20 protein-coding genes, 1 tRNA gene and 4 pseudogenes are annotated in these 19,420 nt (G+C 44.6%); 24 read left to right on the plus strand and 1 reads right to left on the minus strand.

The window, feature by feature from the left end; translation table 11 throughout:
• Window positions 1-13: 13 nt before the first annotated feature.
• The 6 genes from jag (at window position 14) to DWX68_RS00125 (ending at window position 6,164) form a co-directional block, all read left to right on the plus strand.
• Window positions 14-682: an RNA-binding cell elongation regulator Jag/EloR gene (jag, locus tag DWX68_RS00105; protein WP_107000956.1), complete on the plus strand. Its 669-nt coding sequence runs from the start codon at window positions 14-16 to the stop codon at window positions 680-682.
• Window positions 683-871: 189 nt separating this feature from the next.
• Window positions 872-2,251 carry a tRNA uridine-5-carboxymethylaminomethyl(34) synthesis GTPase MnmE gene (gene mnmE / locus DWX68_RS00110; protein ID WP_118628337.1) on the plus strand — a complete coding sequence of 460 codons (1,380 nt, stop codon included), beginning with the start codon at window positions 872-874 and terminating at the stop codon, window positions 2,249-2,251.
• A gap of 358 nt (window positions 2,252-2,609) precedes the next feature.
• The gene (mnmG, locus tag DWX68_RS00115) at window positions 2,610-4,517 is read left to right on the plus strand and encodes a tRNA uridine-5-carboxymethylaminomethyl(34) synthesis enzyme MnmG (RefSeq protein WP_117796776.1); all 1,908 of its coding nucleotides are present in this window, start codon (window positions 2,610-2,612) and stop codon (window positions 4,515-4,517) included.
• A gap of 343 nt (window positions 4,518-4,860) precedes the next feature.
• Window positions 4,861-5,544 (plus strand): 16S rRNA (guanine(527)-N(7))-methyltransferase RsmG, encoded by a 684-nt coding sequence (gene rsmG, locus DWX68_RS00120; protein WP_242995813.1) that lies wholly within the window; start codon window positions 4,861-4,863, stop codon window positions 5,542-5,544.
• 94 nt (window positions 5,545-5,638) lie between these two features.
• Window positions 5,639-5,767 carry a hypothetical protein gene (locus DWX68_RS14975; RefSeq protein ID WP_279220260.1) on the plus strand — a complete coding sequence of 43 codons (129 nt, stop codon included), beginning with the start codon at window positions 5,639-5,641 and terminating at the stop codon, window positions 5,765-5,767.
• Window positions 5,768-5,957: 190 nt separating this feature from the next.
• Complete coding sequence (locus tag DWX68_RS00125) at window positions 5,958-6,164, plus strand: hypothetical protein (RefSeq protein ID WP_118628338.1); 207 nt, start codon at window positions 5,958-5,960, stop codon at window positions 6,162-6,164.
• A gap of 65 nt (window positions 6,165-6,229) precedes the next feature.
• On the opposite strand, the gene DWX68_RS00130 is transcribed toward DWX68_RS00125, so the two are convergent.
• Window positions 6,230-7,180, minus strand: coding sequence for an alpha/beta hydrolase (locus tag DWX68_RS00130; RefSeq protein WP_022358786.1), 951 nt, complete (start codon window positions 7,178-7,180; stop codon window positions 6,230-6,232).
• Between the two features lie 847 nt (window positions 7,181-8,027).
• Between DWX68_RS00130 and DWX68_RS00135 the strand changes: the two genes are divergently transcribed.
• The 18 genes and pseudogenes from DWX68_RS00135 to DWX68_RS00225 all read left to right on the plus strand — a co-directional run.
• Entirely contained in the window at window positions 8,028-8,528 is a 501-nt protein-coding gene (locus DWX68_RS00135; protein ID WP_118628432.1) for an HD domain-containing protein, read from the plus strand.
• A gap of 158 nt (window positions 8,529-8,686) precedes the next feature.
• Entirely contained in the window at window positions 8,687-9,457 is a 771-nt protein-coding gene (locus DWX68_RS00140) for an AAA family ATPase (RefSeq protein WP_107000951.1), read from the plus strand.
• Window positions 9,458-9,534: 77 nt separating this feature from the next.
• The gene (locus DWX68_RS00145; RefSeq protein ID WP_118628339.1) at window positions 9,535-10,710 is read left to right on the plus strand and encodes a ParB/RepB/Spo0J family partition protein; all 1,176 of its coding nucleotides are present in this window, start codon (window positions 9,535-9,537) and stop codon (window positions 10,708-10,710) included.
• A gap of 51 nt (window positions 10,711-10,761) precedes the next feature.
• Window positions 10,762-11,265 carry a DUF4446 family protein gene (locus tag DWX68_RS00150; RefSeq protein WP_107000950.1) on the plus strand — a complete coding sequence of 168 codons (504 nt, stop codon included), beginning with the start codon at window positions 10,762-10,764 and terminating at the stop codon, window positions 11,263-11,265.
• Between the two features lie 74 nt (window positions 11,266-11,339).
• The gene (locus tag DWX68_RS00155; RefSeq protein WP_118628340.1) at window positions 11,340-12,218 is read left to right on the plus strand and encodes a DUF3881 family protein; all 879 of its coding nucleotides are present in this window, start codon (window positions 11,340-11,342) and stop codon (window positions 12,216-12,218) included.
• A 385-nt stretch (window positions 12,219-12,603) separates the two neighbouring features.
• Window positions 12,604-12,675: transfer RNA gene (locus tag DWX68_RS00160), tRNA-Arg, on the plus strand.
• A gap of 314 nt (window positions 12,676-12,989) precedes the next feature.
• The gene (locus DWX68_RS00165; RefSeq protein ID WP_242995809.1) at window positions 12,990-13,604 is read left to right on the plus strand and encodes a ParB/RepB/Spo0J family partition protein; all 615 of its coding nucleotides are present in this window, start codon (window positions 12,990-12,992) and stop codon (window positions 13,602-13,604) included.
• A pseudogene (locus DWX68_RS00170) lies at window positions 13,522-13,857 on the plus strand (AAA family ATPase); the annotation flags it as partial. The gene DWX68_RS00165 and the pseudogene DWX68_RS00170, both read left to right, overlap by 83 nt.
• Window positions 13,851-14,153: pseudogene (locus DWX68_RS00175) on the plus strand (NifB/NifX family molybdenum-iron cluster-binding protein); the annotation flags it as partial. The pseudogenes DWX68_RS00170 and DWX68_RS00175, both read left to right, overlap by 7 nt.
• A gap of 264 nt (window positions 14,154-14,417) precedes the next feature.
• Window positions 14,418-14,627 carry a DUF6219 family protein gene (locus tag DWX68_RS00180; protein WP_015516636.1) on the plus strand — a complete coding sequence of 70 codons (210 nt, stop codon included), beginning with the start codon at window positions 14,418-14,420 and terminating at the stop codon, window positions 14,625-14,627.
• Between the two features lie 3 nt (window positions 14,628-14,630).
• Window positions 14,631-15,086, plus strand: coding sequence for a thioredoxin-dependent thiol peroxidase (bcp, locus tag DWX68_RS00185; protein WP_107000940.1), 456 nt, complete (start codon window positions 14,631-14,633; stop codon window positions 15,084-15,086).
• On the plus strand, window positions 15,086-15,835 hold the full coding sequence (yaaA, locus tag DWX68_RS00190) for a peroxide stress protein YaaA (protein ID WP_107000939.1): 750 nt from the start codon (window positions 15,086-15,088) through the stop codon (window positions 15,833-15,835). The genes bcp and yaaA overlap by 1 nt, the downstream gene beginning before the upstream one ends.
• A 127-nt stretch (window positions 15,836-15,962) precedes the next feature.
• Window positions 15,963-16,370, plus strand: a complete 408-nt coding sequence (locus tag DWX68_RS00195; protein ID WP_107000938.1) for a transcriptional repressor — start codon at window positions 15,963-15,965, stop codon at window positions 16,368-16,370.
• Window positions 16,363-17,544 carry a rubrerythrin gene (rbr, locus tag DWX68_RS14980; RefSeq protein WP_107000937.1) on the plus strand — a complete coding sequence of 394 codons (1,182 nt, stop codon included), beginning with the start codon at window positions 16,363-16,365 and terminating at the stop codon, window positions 17,542-17,544. The genes DWX68_RS00195 and rbr overlap by 8 nt, the downstream gene beginning before the upstream one ends.
• Before the next feature lie 16 nt (window positions 17,545-17,560).
• Window positions 17,561-17,860: pseudogene (locus DWX68_RS00205) on the plus strand (L-lactate dehydrogenase); the annotation flags it as partial.
• A 27-nt stretch (window positions 17,861-17,887) separates the two neighbouring features.
• The gene (locus tag DWX68_RS00210; protein ID WP_107000936.1) at window positions 17,888-18,262 is read left to right on the plus strand and encodes a desulfoferrodoxin family protein; all 375 of its coding nucleotides are present in this window, start codon (window positions 17,888-17,890) and stop codon (window positions 18,260-18,262) included.
• Window positions 18,263-18,352: 90 nt separating this feature from the next.
• On the plus strand, window positions 18,353-18,511 hold the full coding sequence (locus tag DWX68_RS00215; protein ID WP_107000935.1) for a rubredoxin: 159 nt from the start codon (window positions 18,353-18,355) through the stop codon (window positions 18,509-18,511).
• A gap of 573 nt (window positions 18,512-19,084) precedes the next feature.
• Window positions 19,085-19,357: pseudogene (locus DWX68_RS00225) on the plus strand (antirestriction protein ArdA); the annotation flags it as partial.
• Window positions 19,358-19,420: the final 63 nt, after the last annotated feature.

Consider the following 19,420-nt stretch of genomic DNA (forward strand, 5'->3'; position numbering starts at 1 on the left):
AGGAGGGCGCAGGATGGATATGATTACGGTTACCGCTAAGACAGTCGATGAGGCAGTAACAAAGGCACTGATTGAACTGGAAACCACCAGTGATAAATTAGAGTACGAAGTGGTCGAAAAAGGAAGCGCCGGATTTCTGGGGATCGGCGCGAAACCGGCGATCATCCGTGCTAAGAAAAAAGAGACGCTCGAGGATCGTGCGATCGACTTTTTAAGCCAGGTATTTGATGCGATGAACTTAGATGTGAAGATCGCAGCGGCTTTCAATGAGGAAGAGTGCGAGATGAACATTGACCTCTCCGGCGAGGACATGGGTATTTTGATCGGTAAGAGAGGTCAGACCCTGGATTCTCTCCAGTATCTGGTCAGCCTGGTTGTCAACAAGAAGAGCGAGAATTACGTCCGCGTGAAGCTCGATACCGAGAATTACCGCGAGAGACGGAAAGAGACGCTTGAGACACTGGCAAAGAACATTGCTTACAAGGTAAAGAGAACGAAACGTTCCGTATCTTTGGAGCCGATGAACCCGTATGAGAGACGGATCATTCATGCAGCGCTGCAGAATGACAAGTATGTCACCACCCGCAGCGAGGGCGAGGATCCGTTCCGGCATGTGATTATTTCGCTGAAGCGTGAGGGCAGACGCGAGAGAAGTGACGGGTATGGGAGATATGAGAAGTAAATAAGTGTGACGAAGAAGGTCTGGAGGTATCTAGACCTTCTTTTTTGTGGGGGATCGAGCGCGAGAGGTTTATCGTGAAAACATGAAAAAAGAAATAAATATTAGACTAGATTTGTAAATAAAGATGGGAAAATGCTTCCATATGGTATAGAATAAGAAGATAAAAAGCAAGGAAGGATTTATATATATATGGTATATACAGATACAATCGCCGTGATCGCGACGGCGCTTTCGAGTTCGGGGATTGGGATTATCCGGATTAGCGGTTCGGACGCTGTTGCGGTGGCGGAGCGGATGTTTGAACCGGCGGTGGCGGGGAAGAGGCTTTCAGAGCAGAAAACGTATACGATTCATTATGGATATATTCGGGATGGAGAGGAACGGATCGATGAAGTGCTGCTTCTTTTGATGCGCGGTCCGCACAGTTATACGGCGGAGGACACGGTAGAGATTGACTGTCACGGAGGCGTTCTGGTGATGAAGCGGATTCTGGAGCTGGCGGTAAAATGTGGGGCGCGGCTGGCGGAACCAGGCGAATTTACGAAGCGGGCGTTTTTAAATGGCAGAATTGATCTTTCGCAGGCGGAAGCCGTGATCGATGTGATCCAGTCGAAAAATGAGTATGCGCTGCAGTCTTCGGTCAGCCAGTTGAGCGGTTCAATGTCGCGGAAAGTGCGGGAACTCCGCGAAAAACTAATCTATGAGATCGCCTTTATTGAGTCCGCACTTGATGATCCGGAGCATATTTCCCTGGACGGATACCCGGAGCGCCTTCGGGAGACGCTGCAGCCGATTGAGATGGAACTGGAGGCGTCGATCGGGACGTTTGACAACGGGCGTATCATGACGGAGGGGATCAAAACCGTGATCTTAGGTAAGCCGAATGCAGGAAAATCGTCCCTGATGAATGTACTGCTGGGAGAGGAGCGCGCGATTGTGACAGAGATCGCCGGTACGACACGCGATACGCTGGAGGAAAATATCCGTCTGCGCGGGCTTAGCTTAAATTTGATCGATACGGCGGGCATCCGGGAAACGGAGGATATCGTTGAAAAGATTGGCGTGGAACGGGCGAGAAAGATTGCGGATGAGGCAGATTTGATCTTGTATGTGGTCGATGGATCAAGGGAGCTGGATGAAAATGACCGTCAGATCCTCGATTTGATCCGGGGACGGAAGGTGATCGTCCTCTTAAATAAGACAGATCTGGAACCGGTTCTCACAGAAGAAGCGCTTCGCGAAGCGTGCGGGCAGGAAGTGATCCCGGTATCGGCGAAGGAACAGCAGGGAATTGATCGATTGGAGGAAAAAATTCAGACGATGTTTTTGCAGGGAAACCTGAATTTCAACGATCAGGTCATGCTGACAAACGTCCGTCACAAGACGGCGATGGAGCAGGCGCTGAAAAGCCTGCGCCTGGTCGAGACAAGCATCGACAATGCGATGCCGGAGGATTTTTTCTCGATTGATCTGATGGATGCCTATGAACATCTTGGAACGATCCTTGGGGAATCACTGGAAGAGGATCTGGTGAATGAGATTTTCAGCCATTTTTGTATGGGGAAATAGATCAATTTTTTTGCAAGGTTTCTTTCCTTGTGGTATGATAGGGTGGATCTGAAAACAAGAAAGAATATAAGGCGTTTGATCGAATTGAAATGTGCAGCTGCAGTAAAATCGGCTGCGAAACATACGGCGCATGAGCCGTAGCGTTTATCTCAGTCGAGAAGACTCCCACCTCTTCAGGTGGTGAGTAATAGCAAATTTGTCTCAGTGGAAGCCTTGTCTCCGACTGAGATAAACGCTCCGCGAGGATGCGCAGTGATTCTGTAAAGAATATGTCAGCTTACGCTGACCAGAATCACGCGCCAAGTCTCACGGATGTTCGACTTGAATAGAACGCAGAGATAGAGAGGAAAGAGGAAACATGCCCTGTTTAACAGAAAATTATGATGTAGCGGTCGTCGGGGCGGGACACGCCGGCTGTGAGGCGGCGCTGGCAAGCGCGAGACTGGGACTCGAGACGATCGTGTTTACCGTCAGCGTGGACAGCATCGCCCTGATGCCGTGCAACCCGAATGTCGGCGGAAGCTCGAAGGGCCACTTGGTGCGCGAGCTGGATGCGCTCGGCGGCGAGATGGGAAAAAATATAGATAAAACCTTTATACAGTCCAAGATGCTCAACCAGTCTAAGGGACCGGCGGTGCATTCGCTCCGCGCGCAGGCGGACAAGCAGGAATACACCCGCCAGATGCGCCGTACCATGGAAAATACCGATCACCTGACGATCCGTCAGGGAGAGGTGGCAGAGCTGATCGTGGAAGAAGGTCAGATCAAAGGACTGAAAACGTACTCCGGCGCGACGTATTACTGCAAGGCGGTGGTGCTGGCAACGGGAACGTACCTGAAAGCAAGATGTATCTATGGCGATGTGAGCAATCCGACCGGACCGAATGGTCTGCAGGCGGCAAACCATCTGACAGATTCCCTGAAAAAGCTGGGAATCGAGATGTTCCGTTTCAAGACGGGCACACCGGCGCGTGTCGATAAGCGCAGCATCGATTTTTCTAAGATGGAAGAGCAGTTCGGCGATGAGAGGGTTGTGCCATTTTCTTTTTCCACCGATCCGGAGTCGGTGCAGAAGGAGCAGGTGTCCTGCTGGCTGACCTATACCAATGAGAAAACACATGAGATCATCCGCAACAACCTGGATCGATCGCCCCTCTTTTCGGGCGCGATCGAGGGAACAGGTCCGCGTTACTGTCCATCGATCGAGGATAAGGTGGTAAAATTTCCAGATAAGAACCGTCATCAGGTTTTTGTCGAGCCGGAGGGAATTTATACGAATGAAATGTATCTGGGCGGTATGTCCAGTTCCCTGCCGGAGGATGTGCAGTACGCGATGTACCGTACCGTACCGGGACTTGAAAATGTCAAAATTGTTCGAAATGCATATGCGATTGAGTACGATTGTATCAATGCACGCCAGTTAAAGGCATCGCTGGAATTTAAGGCGATCCGGGGATTGTTCAGCGGCGGTCAGTTTAACGGAAGCTCCGGTTATGAGGAAGCGGCGGTACAGGGCTTTATGGCGGGTGTCAATGCGGCGCGCGAAGTGCTGGGAAAAGAACCGATCATCCTCGACCGTTCCCAGGCATATATCGGTGTCTTGATCGACGATCTGGTTACCAAAGAAAACCATGAACCGTACCGGATGATGACGTCGCGTGCGGAATACCGCCTGCTTTTGCGTCAGGACAATGCGGATCTGCGTCTTTCCCCGATCGGGCATGAGATTGGACTGGTCAGTGATGCGATGTATGAGCGTGTCCTCTGGAAAGAAAAAATGATCGAGGAAGAGGCAAAGCGTCTGGAGAAGATCAACATTGGCGCTGGAAAAGAAGTGCAGGAATTTTTAGAGCGCCACGGAAGCACCCCGCTCAAGACCGCGGCAACGCTGGCAGAGCTGGTACGCCGTCCGGAGTTAAGCTATGAAGCACTGGCAGAGCTGGATCCGAACCGTCCGGAACTTCCGGAAGATGTGATCGAGCAGATCAACATCAACATCAAGTATGACGGCTATATCCGCCGCCAGCTGCAGCAGGTTGCACAGTTCAAGAAGATGGAGGGCCGGAAGCTGGATGAAAACTTCGACTATTCCACGGTCGGAAGCCTGCGCCGTGAGGCAGTACAGAAATTAAATCTCTATAAACCGGCAAATATCGGTCAGGCATCCCGAATCGCGGGCGTGTCACCGGCGGATATTTCGGTGCTGCTGGTACACTTAGAGCAGAGCCGCCATGCGGGACATGGGGAAGAGAAGAAAGAACTGTAAAATAGAAACGAGCGGATTCAGAGTTACTGTACACGGGCAGGCACTTTTGGAACCGAAAGTGCCGTAAAAAAACCTGGTGGCAGGAGGAATTTGCCGTATTTAAATGCGAAGCCACGGCAAATTCCGTTACTGGGCACGTATGCGTGAACAGTAACGAGTCAGAGACTGCATGGAAACAGGTAAACGCATTGCAGCAACTCAAAGTGTAAGATAGATAAGAACCTGAGAAAAAATAAAACATATCATGAAGGATATATTTATGGCAGAAGAAAATAAAGTAGAAAGCGGTGTGGTTCTGCCTCCGGCAGACTTTACCGGGCAGCTTCAGAAAGAAGCGCAGGAGATGGGCGTCGCGTTAAATGAACACCAGATCAAGCAGTTCTACGATTATTATGAACTGTTGATTCATTGGAATACGATGGTGAATCTGACAGCGATCACGGAACAGAAGGAAGTTGTGACCAAACATTTTTCGGATAGTCTGGCACTTGTGAAAGCGGTGCCGGATCTGGCAGAGAAAGAGTATACGTTGATCGATGTTGGAACGGGAGCTGGATTTCCGGGTATCCCGTTAAAGATTGCATTTCCAAATTTAAAGGTCACGCTTCTCGATTCTTTAAATAAGCGGATCAACTTTCTGAACGAGGTAATTCAGGCATTGGAACTGGAAAAAATTCAGGCGGTTCACGGGCGGGCGGAGGATGCGGCACATGATAATGTTTCACGTGAAACATTTGATTTCTGCGTTTCACGCGCGGTGGCAAATCTGTCCACGCTGTCGGAATACTGCCTGCCATTTGTCAAGGTGGGAGGCTGGTTTGTACCGTACAAATCAGGCAAACTGGAGGAAGAGATGAAGACGGGAAAAGGTGCGATCCGCAAGCTGGGCGGCGAGCTGGAGGATGTGATTTCCTTCCACCTTGCCAATGAGGATGAGCGTAACCTGGTCCGGATTCATAAGACAGAGAGGACGGGAAAAAAGTATCCGAGAAAAGCGGGAACGCCGTCGCGGGAGCCGCTGAAATAAAGCAATCAAAAGGTAGATAGAGAAAGACTGTATATGGAACACGTAGGGTATGCAGTCTTTCTTTTTCATATAGGCGGGGTTTAAACAAAAATGTATGACTGAATATTTGTCCGGGAAGATTGTGTTCCAGAAGCCGTATCAGGCATATGACAGAGGAAATCTGGAGAAGCAGGTAGAGGCGATGGCAGAGCTGGAAATAATAGGGAAAATTTATAAAATTTGAGTTTTCGTTATAGAATATAGTTTTTTGTGCGAAAGCCGAGGCGATAGAGTGGGAATAATGTAGAATAAAGAGGAGCATTCCGGGGGTTTTGTTTGTATATAGATAGTGCGGCGGGACCTGGATGACACATTAGGACCGTTCCTATCAAGAAGAAACAAACAAGGCGCACGGAAGGATGACGCTGTGAGTTATGAAGGATACTGGAAAAATGGTATCTGCATCATGGTATGAGTATGAAAAAGCATTTTTTATGGAGATGTGGGAAAGAGAGAGTAACTGTTCGCGGGTAGGCACTGTTGGAACCGAAAGTGTCGTAAGAAAACGTGGTGGCAGCAGGAATTTGCCGTATTTAAATGTGAAGCCACGGCAAATTCCGTTATTGGGCACGTATGCGTGAACAGTAATAAGCTTCGTCCTATGACGAAAAAAACGCTCCGCGGTATGCATACGCATTATCCTTTTTTAAGAAAAAAACATATGGATCGCATCCATCACGGCATCCGGCTGTTCTAACTGCGGCAGATGTTTGGTCTTCGGGATGATAGAGGACTCGATTGCGGAATTATAAATCTTGTAATCCTGAATCGTCGCCTCGATCATCGGTTCCTCGGAACCGCCGATGATGAAGATGCTGTTGTCGATCTTCCTGAGAGCATTGGAAATATTGCACTTGGTATAGCGGCATTCAATACTGGAGAAGATCGCTTTCGGACATTCACCGAGATGTGCAGCTTCGTGGCTGCGGTCGATCTGAACCGGTTTTACGGTATACGGATTGTAAAAATATTTGGTGCGGAATGCCTCTTCGATCATCGAGCGGCTGCACGCAATGTGGTAAATGAGCGTTCCAGCCAGCGGGAGATCCAGAAGAAGCTTATAAAGCTTGGCATTTTTACCCGGAAGCTGACAACAGTCGGTAAGGCTGCTCGGGTTGATGAGCATGATCTGATCAAATAGTTCTGGAGAGTTGCTGCACGCCATGATAGACAGTGCCGCTGAATCACCGGTGGAGAGAATGTTGGTCCGATGTCCGATCTCAGATTTGATAAAATCACAGATCAGCTGGACGAACAGGTAATTTGTGTAGGTCAGGTTCGGCTTCTCGGAACGTCCGCAGCCGAGAAGGTCGAGCGTGTAGACGGTGTAGGAGCGGCTGAGCTGTTCGCGGATGGATTCCCACTCATAGCCGCTCGATGCAAAGTGCAGATCGTGAATCAACAGAAGCGGTTTGCCGGAACCGCATTTTGTATAGTAGATATTTCCCAGCCGCCATTTGTAGCAGAGAGAATTCTCTTCCCGGGTCAGACCGCGGGAGGTGGCAGAAAATTGAATATATTTATTTAAAAGTGCCAGTGAAACTGCGCCGCCGGCGGACAGCATCAGGCAGGTCATGATCTTGTTTTTTGTGTTCATATAGAAAGCTCCTTTTGAATCGAAAAATTAAACTCGAAAATATCTCATCAAGTAATTCTATTATACCATAAATACTAAATTCAGCTATCGCCTTTGTCTTGGCTTCATTAAGTATTTAGGTATGACTCGCACTAGGATCGAAAATGCATCGCTAAGTGTTCATATATATCATATGAACGTATTCTCACCCGTCCACTCACGAACCCGCGCTATCGCGCTCTACCGCCCTGCTTCGCATGGCTGTTCGTTCCTTAATGGCGCAAGAAAAGAATATGTCTGCTTCGCAGCCGCATTCTTTTCTTCTGCGCTCATTATACCATGACCACTAAATTCGTGAAACACCTCATTAAGTGGTCAGGTATATGTTCTCACTAGACTCGAAAATACCTCGTCAAGTGTTCACATTATATCACGATTCGCATCTTCGATGCTTACCGCTGCTGACGCAGCTATCGTGATCGCCATTCGCCGTTCGCCATAAATCTGCAAGCAGCTTTCTGGCTCACTTGCGCTCATTATATCATATTTTCCTGTATTCCAGTTCAGCTATTTCCAGCGTTTTTTCACAGAATATCTGTTCACAGATGTGTGCCCAAGTAACGGGATTTTGCCGATGCTTCGCATTTCAAATCGGAAAAATCTGCAACCAGAATTATAGCGTTCGGAATTTTCAGTTCAGAAAATTTCTACCTGTGAACAGTTATGAATATGCTATTTTATGTAAACAAAATTTCATTGAAAATCGATATTAAATTCATTATAATGTTCACGTATCAAAAATCAATCGATGGGGAAAGAAATGCGCGATATGATAAAGAAGGAAAATAAGTTATGCTTTCAGCATCGTATGGAACGGAAGACAGAGAAATCTTTTCAGTTGTCGGCGGGCAGGCAGCGGCTGCTGGCGGAAACGATACGCGAACTGAAGCAGGAAGGGCGCTTAGACGAGGAGAAGCTGGCGATGCAGCATGGTACGACATCCATTTACTGCCACAGCCTCAATGTTGCCTACACAAGCCTTTGGATGATGGAACGGTGGCAGATTCGCTTGGAACCAAAATCACTTGTGAGAGGGGCACTGCTGCACGATTATTTTTTGTATGACTGGCATCAGAAGGATTCCTCGCACCGCCTGCACGGCTTCCGTCACCCGAAAACAGCGCTTGGAAATGCACAGAGAGATTACCATTTAAATTGGAAGGAAAAAAATATCATCGCACGTCATATGTTTCCGCTGATACCGGTGCCGCCTCAGTGCCGCGAGGCATGGATTGTGTGTCTGGCAGATAAATGGTGTGCTCTGGGGGAGATGGTGGAGCCGATGTTTCACGTGAAACATTTTAAATGAAATTTTTCTAAAAAAGTAGGAAATGAGTTTTAAGTGTGTTATACTATTAGGCAAGACAAGAACGGGAAAAAGCTGGAAATCGCTGTGCGGATGCCTGCGGGAAGGCTTTTTCCTGTCTTTCATGTGAGATAAAACCGAGGAAATGGAAGGAATACGGTATGGGACGAACGATTGCGATTGCAAATCAGAAGGGCGGCGTAGGTAAAACGACAACGGCGATCAACCTGTCGGCATGCCTGGCAGAGGCGGGACAGAGGGTTCTGACGATCGATTTTGATCCGCAGGGAAATGCAACCACTGGTTTGGGATTGGAAAAAGAACAGATTGAAGATACAGTCTATGAGCTGCTTTTGGGCGATTGCACACTGGAGGACTGTCTGATGCGCGATGTTCAGGAAAATCTGGATGTTCTTCCTTCGGATTCGAATCTGGCAGGAGCTGAGATTGAACTTCTGGATGTGGAAAATAAAGAGTCGGTGTTAAACGGTTATCTGGAGACAATCCGCGATCAGTATGATTTTATTATCATCGACTGCCCGCCGTCGCTGAGTCTTTTGACGATCAATGCGCTGGTAGCGGCAGATACGGTGCTGGTGCCAATCCAGTGCGAATATTATGCGCTGGAAGGATTGAGCCAGGTACTCCGGACGATCGGTCTGGTCCGGAAAAAGATGAATCCGTCGCTGGAGCTGGAGGGCGTGGTATTTACCATGTATGATGCGAGAACGAATCTCTCCCTGCAGGTCGTAGAGAATGTAAAACAGAACTTAAATGAGCGGATTTACAAGACGATCATACCGAGAAATGTGCGACTGGCGGAGGCGCCGAGCCACGGAATGCCGATCAACCTGTACGACAGCCGTTCGACCGGTGCAGAGAGCTACCGTCTGCTGGCAGCAGAGGTGATCAGCCGGGGAGAAGAGCTGTAGGCAGGAAAATAACGGTGAAGTGAAATTCAGAAAGGATGCCTGCCGGGGGCGTCGGGAGGTTCGTGAGGAGGAAGGAAATGTCAAAGAGAACGGGGCTTGGCAGAGGACTGGGAGCTTTTTTTGGAAATGATTACGAGGATGCAGAAGCGGGAAAAAGCAGCGCAAAGCCATCGGATGAAGCCGGAAAAAAGACTTCCGTTCGTGAGACGGAACAGGAGATAGAGAAAAAGAGCCTGGAAGAGCTGGATATGGTGCTTCCGGGATCTAAAAAACAGAAAAAATCGGCGTCTGCCGGAAAGACAGCTGCGAAAACAGTGGGAAAAGGCAGCCGTGTGGGAGTTGCAAAGGCATCCGGAAAGACGACGACAGAAGGAAAAACCCGCACAGCCGGGGAGACGGCGGCAAAATCGAAGACACAGACGGCAAAAGCGGAGCCGGTCGTAAAGATCGTTGAGGTGGAAAAAGAGAAATTTCTAAATATTTCGGAGATTGAGCCAAATGTCAGCCAGCCGCGTAAGATGTTTGATGAAGAACAGCTCGGAGAGCTGGCAGAATCCATCCGCCGTTACGGCGTGCTGCAGCCGCTTCTGGTTCAGAAAAAGGGCGATCGTTATGAGCTGATTGCCGGAGAGCGCCGGTGGAGAGCTGCCAAACTGGCAGGATTTCGGGAAGTTCCGGTGATCGTGCGCGAGTATACGAGACAGCAGACGATGGAGATCGCCCTGATCGAGAATGTACAGCGTGCAGATTTAAATCCGATTGAGGAGGCGAAAGCCTACCAGATGCTGATTCAGGAGTTTGGGCTGCGTCAGGAGGACGTGGCAGAGCGCGTAGCGAAGAACCGTGCGACGATCACGAACAGCATGCGTCTTTTGAAACTGGATGAGAGAGTGCAGGAGATGCTGATTCAGGACCGGCTTACCGGAGGTCATGCAAGAGCGCTTCTTTCGCTGGAAGATGGTGAAAAACAGTACCAGTTGGCGCTTAAAACAGTAGAAAATCATTTGAGCGTCCGCGAGGTCGAGCGTCTGGTGAAAGAGCTTTTGAAGCCGAAAAAGGCGAAAAAGAAAGCAGAGCCGGAACGCGATATGGAGGTCTTTTTCAAGGATGTGGAAGAGAAGCTGAAAGGAGTTATGGGAACGAAGGTTTCGATCAACCGCAAGGATAAGAATAAAGGCAGAATCGAGATCGAATACTATTCATCAGCGGAACTGGAACGTCTGATTGAGCTTTTGGAGTCATTAAGACAGTAATCACACAAAATTCGTCCCAGGGGACGGATGATGGGAAATGAGGAATGAAAGATGGAGAGCAGTATTTTTAGCGGGATTGGCATCGATCCGGGGGTTATCGTGATCGTTCTGGCGATCCTGACACTCATATCATTTATTGCGTCCGTCATCTGTTTTTCGCAGTATAGGAAGTTGTATCGCAGATATGATATGTTTATGCGGGGAAAAGATGCGGAGACGCTCGAAGACACGATCATGGAACTGGTGGATGAGACCGAGTATCTGCGGGCAAAGGACGGAGATACAAAACGCCTGGTGGATTCGGTTGTCTCCAAGGCGCAGGCTGGATACCAGAAAACCGGTATTGTCAAGTACAATGCGTTTAAGGGCATGGGCGGCAATCTGAGTTTTGTCATTGCCATGCTGGATGATAACAACACGGGATTTGTGCTGAATTCTGTTCACAGCCGTGAAGGCTGTTACCTGTATCTGAAGGATGTCGTAGAGGGCAAGACCGAGGTGCTTTTAGGAAGTGAAGAGAAGGAAGCACTGGAGCGTGCGCTTGGGTATAAGTAAAGAAAATAAAGGATAGAAATGAGGCGGCTGTATGTGTTGGCAGCAGCTGCGGATTGTAGTTAGAAGGAGTCAATATGCATCTTTTTTTGCGAGCTGCCGGATTTAGTATGTATCAGAAGAAGAAGGACATCCGTGCCCTGCTTCGCTGTCTGGCGAGAGAGGCGGGAACCTCCAGCTGTCTTCAGCTTGACAGGGAGACCGAATTATATGAGATCAAGACAGAAGTTGCGCCGGGGATCGGCGTGGCGATGTATGGGGAGCTGAATGAGCAGGATGAGATGGAGATAGAGTATTATTATCCCTATATCCTGAACGAGGAGGTAACCTCGCGGGCAGAATGTTCCATTCAGCGTCATACGGAGAAGGAAACCTATGCGGGGCTTCTGGATGAGTATAAGGTAGGGCTTTCGCTGATCTTTTATCTCTTGAATCCGATCGAATACAGGGAGTGTTACCGGAAAGAGCGCGAGCGCTTACAGGTGACTTCGGTCAGCCTGGCAGGATTTGCCAATCGGGGCAAGGTGCTTCTTCCGATCAAAAAGACGGCGCTGCAGATTGAAAAAGCCAAAGTGGCGGCGAAAAACCGGGATGAACTTTTGGAAGCGGCAAAAAATGGCGACGAGGATGCGATGGAGTCCTTAACAATCGAGGATCTGGATCTCTATTCGATGGCATCGCGCCGGGCGACGAGAGAGGATATTTATTCGATCGTCGATACAACTTTTATGCCAAGCGGGATCGAGTGCGATCAGTATTCGATTTTAGGCGAGATCAAAGAGGTTGTATGTAAGAAAAACCGGTTTACCGGCGAGGAAATCTATGATCTCAAGGTGGAATGCAACGAGCTGTATTTCCGCGTAGGTATCAATAAGATGGACCTGCTTGGAGAACCGCTTCCGGGACGTCGGTTTAAAGGAAAAATATGGATGATGGGAACGGCTCATTTTGCGTAAATGCCTATAAAAAATCGTCGCTTCCCAAAGTGCCTACCCGTGAACAGTTACACAGAAATTACATACGGAGCAGGCAGGAAGAGAAAATAGTTGCGGAACACATGAAAATGAATTATAATAAAATGCAGTATGAAAATACGATATATGTTTCACGTGAAACATATAAATCTCTGTAGCTCAGTAGGATAGAGCGTTCGCCTCCTAAGGTAGAACCATGGCGGAACCTTTTTGAAGAAAAAGGGTAGCGTTTGAGGATCACTTAAGGAAGCGAAATCTGAAAAATCAGAAGAGATAAGAAAGAGATAATTCATCACGAAAGTGATTGAGTTCATAAAGTTGGTCGCCGTGACCGAAAAGGCTGAAAAAGCCCGAAAATACGGCATTTGTTCCCATAGTTAAATGGATATAACAAGCGCCTCCTAAGCACTAGTTGAGGGTTCGATTCCCCCTGGGAACGTGCATTTTTTGCAGCAATGATCGTAAAAGTTCATTGCTGCTTTTTCTTTTTTCCGGTGCTCGTGAGCACCGAGAGAACACTTAAACGCAGATATTGAGCACCGAAATTTCTTAACGGGCACCAATGCAATAATTCAATCCTGGTACCGAACGGAGATAACTACAGCGTAGGATAAGGATTGGGGTGTCAATGAATGTAAATATGGTTTTCTTGCCTGAACAAAACAGGCCTGACGGATCTATCCGCTCAGATTAGATTAAGAATCTATTCTGGGCGGATTTTTTCGTTACAGATATTTTAGAGGAGGATAGCTTATGGATAAAAAAACGGATGTAAGAGATCCGGATGAAAAAGTTGTTGAGATTGAAATGGAACGGTTAAGAGCATTTTCAAATCATCCATTTAAAGTGATCGGAGACAGTCAGATGATTGAGCTGCAGGACAGCATAAAAAAGTATGGTGTACTGAATCCATTGATTGTTCGTCCAAAGATTGAAGGCTACTACGAAATTATTTCTGGCCACAGAAGAAAATATGCGGCTGAGAAGCTGGGATATAAGAAAATTCCGGTAATCATTTGTATGTTGCAGGATGATGAAGCAGTAGTGATCATGGTCGATTCCAATTTGCAGAGAGAGCAAATTACACCAAGTGAAAAGGCCTATGCCTATAAGATGAAATATGATGCCATCAAAAAAAAGGCAGGCAGAAAGAATTGTAGTCAAGTTGACCACAATACAGGAAAGAGGAGTATTGACGTAATCGGAGAACTTTGTGGTGACAGTGCGAAGCAGGTGCATAGCAGTATCAAATCAAAAAGGTGGAGTTGGAAAGACGGTATCGTGCGTGAATTTAGGAATCGGATTGGCACAGGAAGGGAAAAAGGTTCTTCTGATAGATGCAGATCCGCAGGGCAGTCTCACAATTAGTTTAGGGTATGAGGAACCGGATGAAATGGAGTATTCTCTTGCAACGCTGATGCTAAATATTGTGAATGATGAAAAACTGAACATGGAAAAAACAATCCTTCATCATAAGGAAGGTGTGGATCTGATACCGGCCAATATAGAATTATCAGCGATTGAGGTATCTTTGGTAAACGCAATGAGCAGGGAACTGATTATGAGGTCACTTATTGAGAGATTAAGGGAATTTTATGATTTTATCATTATAGATTGTATTCAGAAGTAGTAAATACGAATGGAAGCGGACATGGTGCATTGGCAGGAGTTCTTAATGCATTAAATGCCGATGTTTTGATCTGCGGCGGAATAGGAGGAGGTGCCCAGACTGCGTTAGCGGCAGCAGGCATTAAGCTTTTTGGCGGAGTTTCAGGAGATGCAGATAAAGCAGTAGAAGCTTTTATCAATGATACACTTGATTATAATCCAGATGTTAAGTGTTCTCACCATGAGCACAGCCACGGAGAGGGACATACATGTGGTAAACATGGATGTGGAAACCATAGCTGTCATTAAGAAGAATAGCAAAAAATACAATACGAAAGGATGCGTCAAGGTAATGGGAGAATTATCGTGATACATCCTTTTGTATTATTTGATAAGATGGCAGATTACATTTTCAATAAGGCGGTTAAAAACTGTGAATGCTACATCGATCTCTACATGGATTGAGTATTTTTCTTTTCTTACTTGTAGAAAGTGATGAATGGAAGGTATAATATTGTTAATGATCCAGAGATATTTATTTTGGAAACAGCTTAATCAATTTGGAGGTATAAAATGAAAGCACATAAATATTGGTCAATCGGAGCAATAGTTACAATGGTTGGAACTTTTTATACAGGATATAAAGGGTTAAAAGCAGCACACAAATACTTTGCATTTGGCTCTCTGATATGCATGATTATGGCAGTCTATTCTGGTCATAAAATGATTTCAGGTAATAAAAGAACAAGAAAACAGGTGGAAAATACAAAAGCGGAGGAATAGTAAATGTTAGAGATAGGAACAAAAGCACCGGATTTTGAATTGCCGGCTCAGAACGGAGAAGTGCATAAATTAAGTGATTATTTAGGTAAAAAAATAATTTTATATTTTTATCCAAAGGATAATACACCAGGATGTACGAAGCAGGCATGTGGCTTTTCTGAGCGTTATCCACAATTCACCGAGAAAGGTGCGGTGATCCTTGGAGTCAGTAAGGATTCTGTAGCCTCTCACAAGAAATTTGAGGAAAAATATGGATTGGCATTTACACTTTTGGCAGATCCGGAGCGTAAGGTGATCGAAGCATATGATGTCTGGAAAGAAAAGAAAAACTATGGCAAGGTTTCTATGGGTGTGGTAAGAACCACATATCTTATTGACGAGCAGGGAATCATTAGAAAGGCAAATGATAAAGTCAAGGCGGCAGATGATCCTGAAAATATGCTTAAGGAATTAAATTGATGAAGATTATATTGTCACCTGCAAAAAAGATGATTGTAGATACAGATAACATAGCACCGGTTGAACTGCCTGCCTTTATTGATAAGACAGCAGAGATATTAAGCTGGATGAAAAGCAAATCAAAAGAGGAACTGAAAGCTATCTGGAAATGTAATGACAAGATTGCAGAGCAGAACGTTAACAGATTGGAAAATATGGATCTTTATAACAGACTTACTCCGGCTGTTTTAGCATATGAAGGAATTGCATTTCAATATATGGCACCAGCTGTGTTTGAAATCCAGCAGTTTGAGTATCTGCAAAATCATTTAAGAATCCTGTCTGCGTTTTATGGCATTTTAAAACCACTGGATGGTGTGACTCCTTATCGCCTTGAAATGCAGGCAAAAGCTGAGATTGAAGAAACAACAAATCTATATGATTACTGGGGGGACCGGTTATATCATTCAGTAATTGATGACAGCAGGATTATCATTAATCTTGCATCAAAAGAATACTCGAAATGTATAGAAAAGTATCTGACACCACAGGACAGATATATTACGATTGTATTTTGTGAGTTATCCGGAGATAAATTGGTAACAAAAGGTACCTATGCCAAGATGGCTCGTGGTGAAATGGTCAGATTCATAGCGGAAAATAATATTGAAAATCCGGTGGAGATTCAGAAATTTGACAGACTCGGATATTCGTTTAGGTCTGATTTATCTTCAGATTCAGAATATGTATTTGAACGCAAAATAAAATAGTTATTCAGGTAAAAGATGCTCAGTTTAGCACCTTTTATAATAATGAGAATCATTACTATTTTTATTGACAACAGGATGATAGTGGTATATAATCCTTATTAAGAACTAATCCTAATAAGGAGGACGGATGACAAGTAGGAGAAATACCATTCAAAAAGATCTCGTAAGAAATACCGTATACGAAATGAGAAGACACGTTACGGCAATTGAAGTGTATGAATTTATAAAAGAAGCATATCCATCAATTGGAAAAGGAACTGTATATAGAAATCTTGATATATTGGTAGAGGAAGGTGCATTAAGAAAGGTTGAAGTTCCGAATGGACCGAACCGATTTGATTTTACATTGAAAAATCATTACCATGTAAGATGTATAAAGTGCGGTGAAATTTTTGATGTGGATATGGATCAAATACCGGATTTGCTGGAAAGAATTCATAACACTCATGGAATTGAATTTGTGGATTACGATATTTCATTTAAAGGCATTTGCCCGAAATGCAGGGAGAAGGTAAAGGAGGAACAGCATGGATAGGAAAGCAATGTATAAGTTGAGTTATGGACTGTTTATATTGACCGCTAAAGAAGCAGAAAAAGATAACGGATGCATCATTAATACAGCCATTCAGGCAGCTTCGGAACCAAACCAGTTAAGTATCTGTGTAAATAAGGCAAATTATACGCATGATATGATTCAAAGAACCGGAAAATTTACTGTATCAGTCTTAAGTCAGAAGGCACAATTTGAATTGTTCAAACATTTTGGCTTCCAATCAGGAAGAGATACCAATAAGTTTGAAGCATTTGAGCAGTGTGCCAGGGGCACGAATGGTATTTATTATATTACAGAAGGTACAAATGCATACATTTCTGTGACAGTTACTAAAACAGAGGACTTAGGTTCACATACGATGTTTATCGGTGAGATAACCGATATGGAAGTTTTAAGCAATGTTCCTTCAGTAACATATGATTATTATCAGAATAACATTAAGCCTAAGCCACAGGAGGTTGGAAAAACAGAGGACAGTCAGACAATATGGCGTTGCAGAATTTGCGGATATGAATATGTAGGCGAGGAATTACCGGATGACTTTATATGTCCTTTGTGCAAGCACCCGGCATCAGATTTTGAAAAAGTAGTAAAGAAAACGGAGGTAAAAGAGATGGCAGAAAACAAATATGTAGGAACACAGACAGAGAAGAATTTACAGGAGGCATTTGCGGGGGAATCACAGGCAAGAAATAAGTATACCTATTTTGCTTCTGTAGCGAAAAAGGAAGGTTACGAGCAGATGTCAGCATTGTTTTTAAAGACTGCAGATAATGAGAAAGAACATGCAAAGATGTGGTTCAAGGAATTAGCAGGAATTGGTGATACAAAGGAAAACCTGGCGGCAGCGGCAGAAGGCGAAAATTATGAATGGACAGATATGTATGACGGCTTTGCTAAAACAGCTGAGGAAGAAGGATTCCCTGAGCTTGCAGCAAAATTCAGGGCAGTAGGTGAGATTGAGAAGCACCATGAGGAAAGATATCGTGCACTTCTTAAGAATATTGAAACTGCACAGGTATTTGAAAAGAGCGAAGTTAAGGTATGGGAATGCCGTAACTGCGGACATATTGTGGTAGGAACAAAGGCTCCTGAGGTATGTCCGGTATGTAACCATCCACAAAGCTATTTTGAAGTACATGAAGAGAATTATTAAGGAGATAAGATTATTAGCAGTCAAGAACAGTGCTTATGAAATAATAAATAAAAAGCACGCTACATATTATGAAATGGCAATGTCTGTAAAAAGAATCTGTGAAGTAATTATGAGAAATGAAAAATCAATACTTCCGGTATCGCACATAATTCATGGCGTATATGATATTGACGGAGTATCGTTAAGTATGCCAGTTATTGTAGGTGTTGATGGTATTGAGTCTAATATACCTATTAATTTAAGTGGTGAGGAAGCATTAAAGCTTAAGAAATCTGCAGATTCTTTGAAAAAGATTATAGAGACGATTGAACTATAAATTATACACATGGAAGGAGATAAAAGCATGGAAGTAAAGTATTATATATGTAAGCATTGTGGAAACATTGTTGAAAAGGTAAAGGATAAAGGTGTTCCTGTAATTTGTTGCGGAGAACCTATGCAGGAATTAAAAGCCGGTGTGACAGATGCGGCTGTTGAGAAGCACGTGCCTGTATATACAGTGGAAGGCAATTATGTTCATGTCGTGGTCGGAGAGACAAAACATCCAATGCTTGAAGAACATTTCATTGAGTGGATTACATTAAATACCAATCAGGGAATATACAGAAAACAGTTAAATCCAGGGCAGGAGCCGATAGCAGATTTTTGTCTTTGCGATGGTGAACAGGTAGAAGAAGTATATGCATATTGTAACCTGCATGGATTATGGAAATGCTAAAAGCATTTATACATATTAAGATTTAAGAACAACACAAATATAACCGTAATATAGGCTGTGTATTAATGTATTTACAAGGAGGAACAACAAATGAAATATGTATGTGATGTTTGCGGATGGGAATACGATGAGGAGAAGGGATATCCAGAAGGTGGTATTGCACCTGGTACAAAGTGGGAGGATATTCCGGAAGATTTTGAATGTCCGTTATGTTTTGTAGGCAAAGACCAGTTTTCAAAGGCTGAATAAAAATGAAAGCAGGACTAATGGATGTATGAAATGAAACCAGAATATTATAATGGAATAAATATGATAGAATTGATATAATATTGGAAAATCTTCGTGATTATACAGTAAAACACTTTACTGATGAAGAGCAGTATATGGAATCTATTAATTATAAGAAGTTATTTACACAGAAAGTTCAACATCTGAAATTTATACACAAACTTGATGAATTTATAGAACATCATAATGATGAGATAGAAGATCAAGATGAACAGATTATGGTTATATGTGTAGAGTCTGCGGATAGAGGATAGGGGAATGTGCAGCATGTTTCCGTATTACTCCCATGTTGTTACCAATTGCTATCCTTTTGCTACCATTCTACCTCTTTTTTTCAGAATTGACCTGTGCTAATATTATCATAGACAAATGAGACATGAGCTACAAACTTACATTTCATTTGTTTCTCTTTTGCAAAAGAATACGGACAAAATATAAAGCGTCTGCTCATTGCCGGAATGGTGATGAGTATGGCGCTTTTTTTGATGCCGAAAACCGGGTGATGACCTGAAAAATGAAACAGGAGGAAATAGCATGGCATATGAATATGGCCACGATTGCCCATTTGAAGCTTACATCACGAATCTCGGAAAATATAACGAAGGGGAGTTGGTAGGCGAATGGGTAAAGTTTCCTACCACATCAGAAGATCTGAAAAAAGTATTTGAACGAATTGGAATCGGTTCAAAAGATGACTTTGGTAATCCTTATGAAGAATGGTTCATAAGTGATTATGACTGTTATGTCGATGGGCTGTATGAAATGCTGGGAGAATACGAAAGTCTGGATGAACTCAATTATCTGGCTTTCTTTAAAAAGAAGCCGGTCATATTTTTTTATGAAAAATAAATTTTGTTGAGGTTAAATTGA

Origin of the sequence: Clostridium sp. AF20-7, assembly GCF_003479275.1 — a bacterium.
Lineage (GTDB): Bacteria > Bacillota > Clostridia > Lachnospirales > Lachnospiraceae > Otoolea > Otoolea fessa.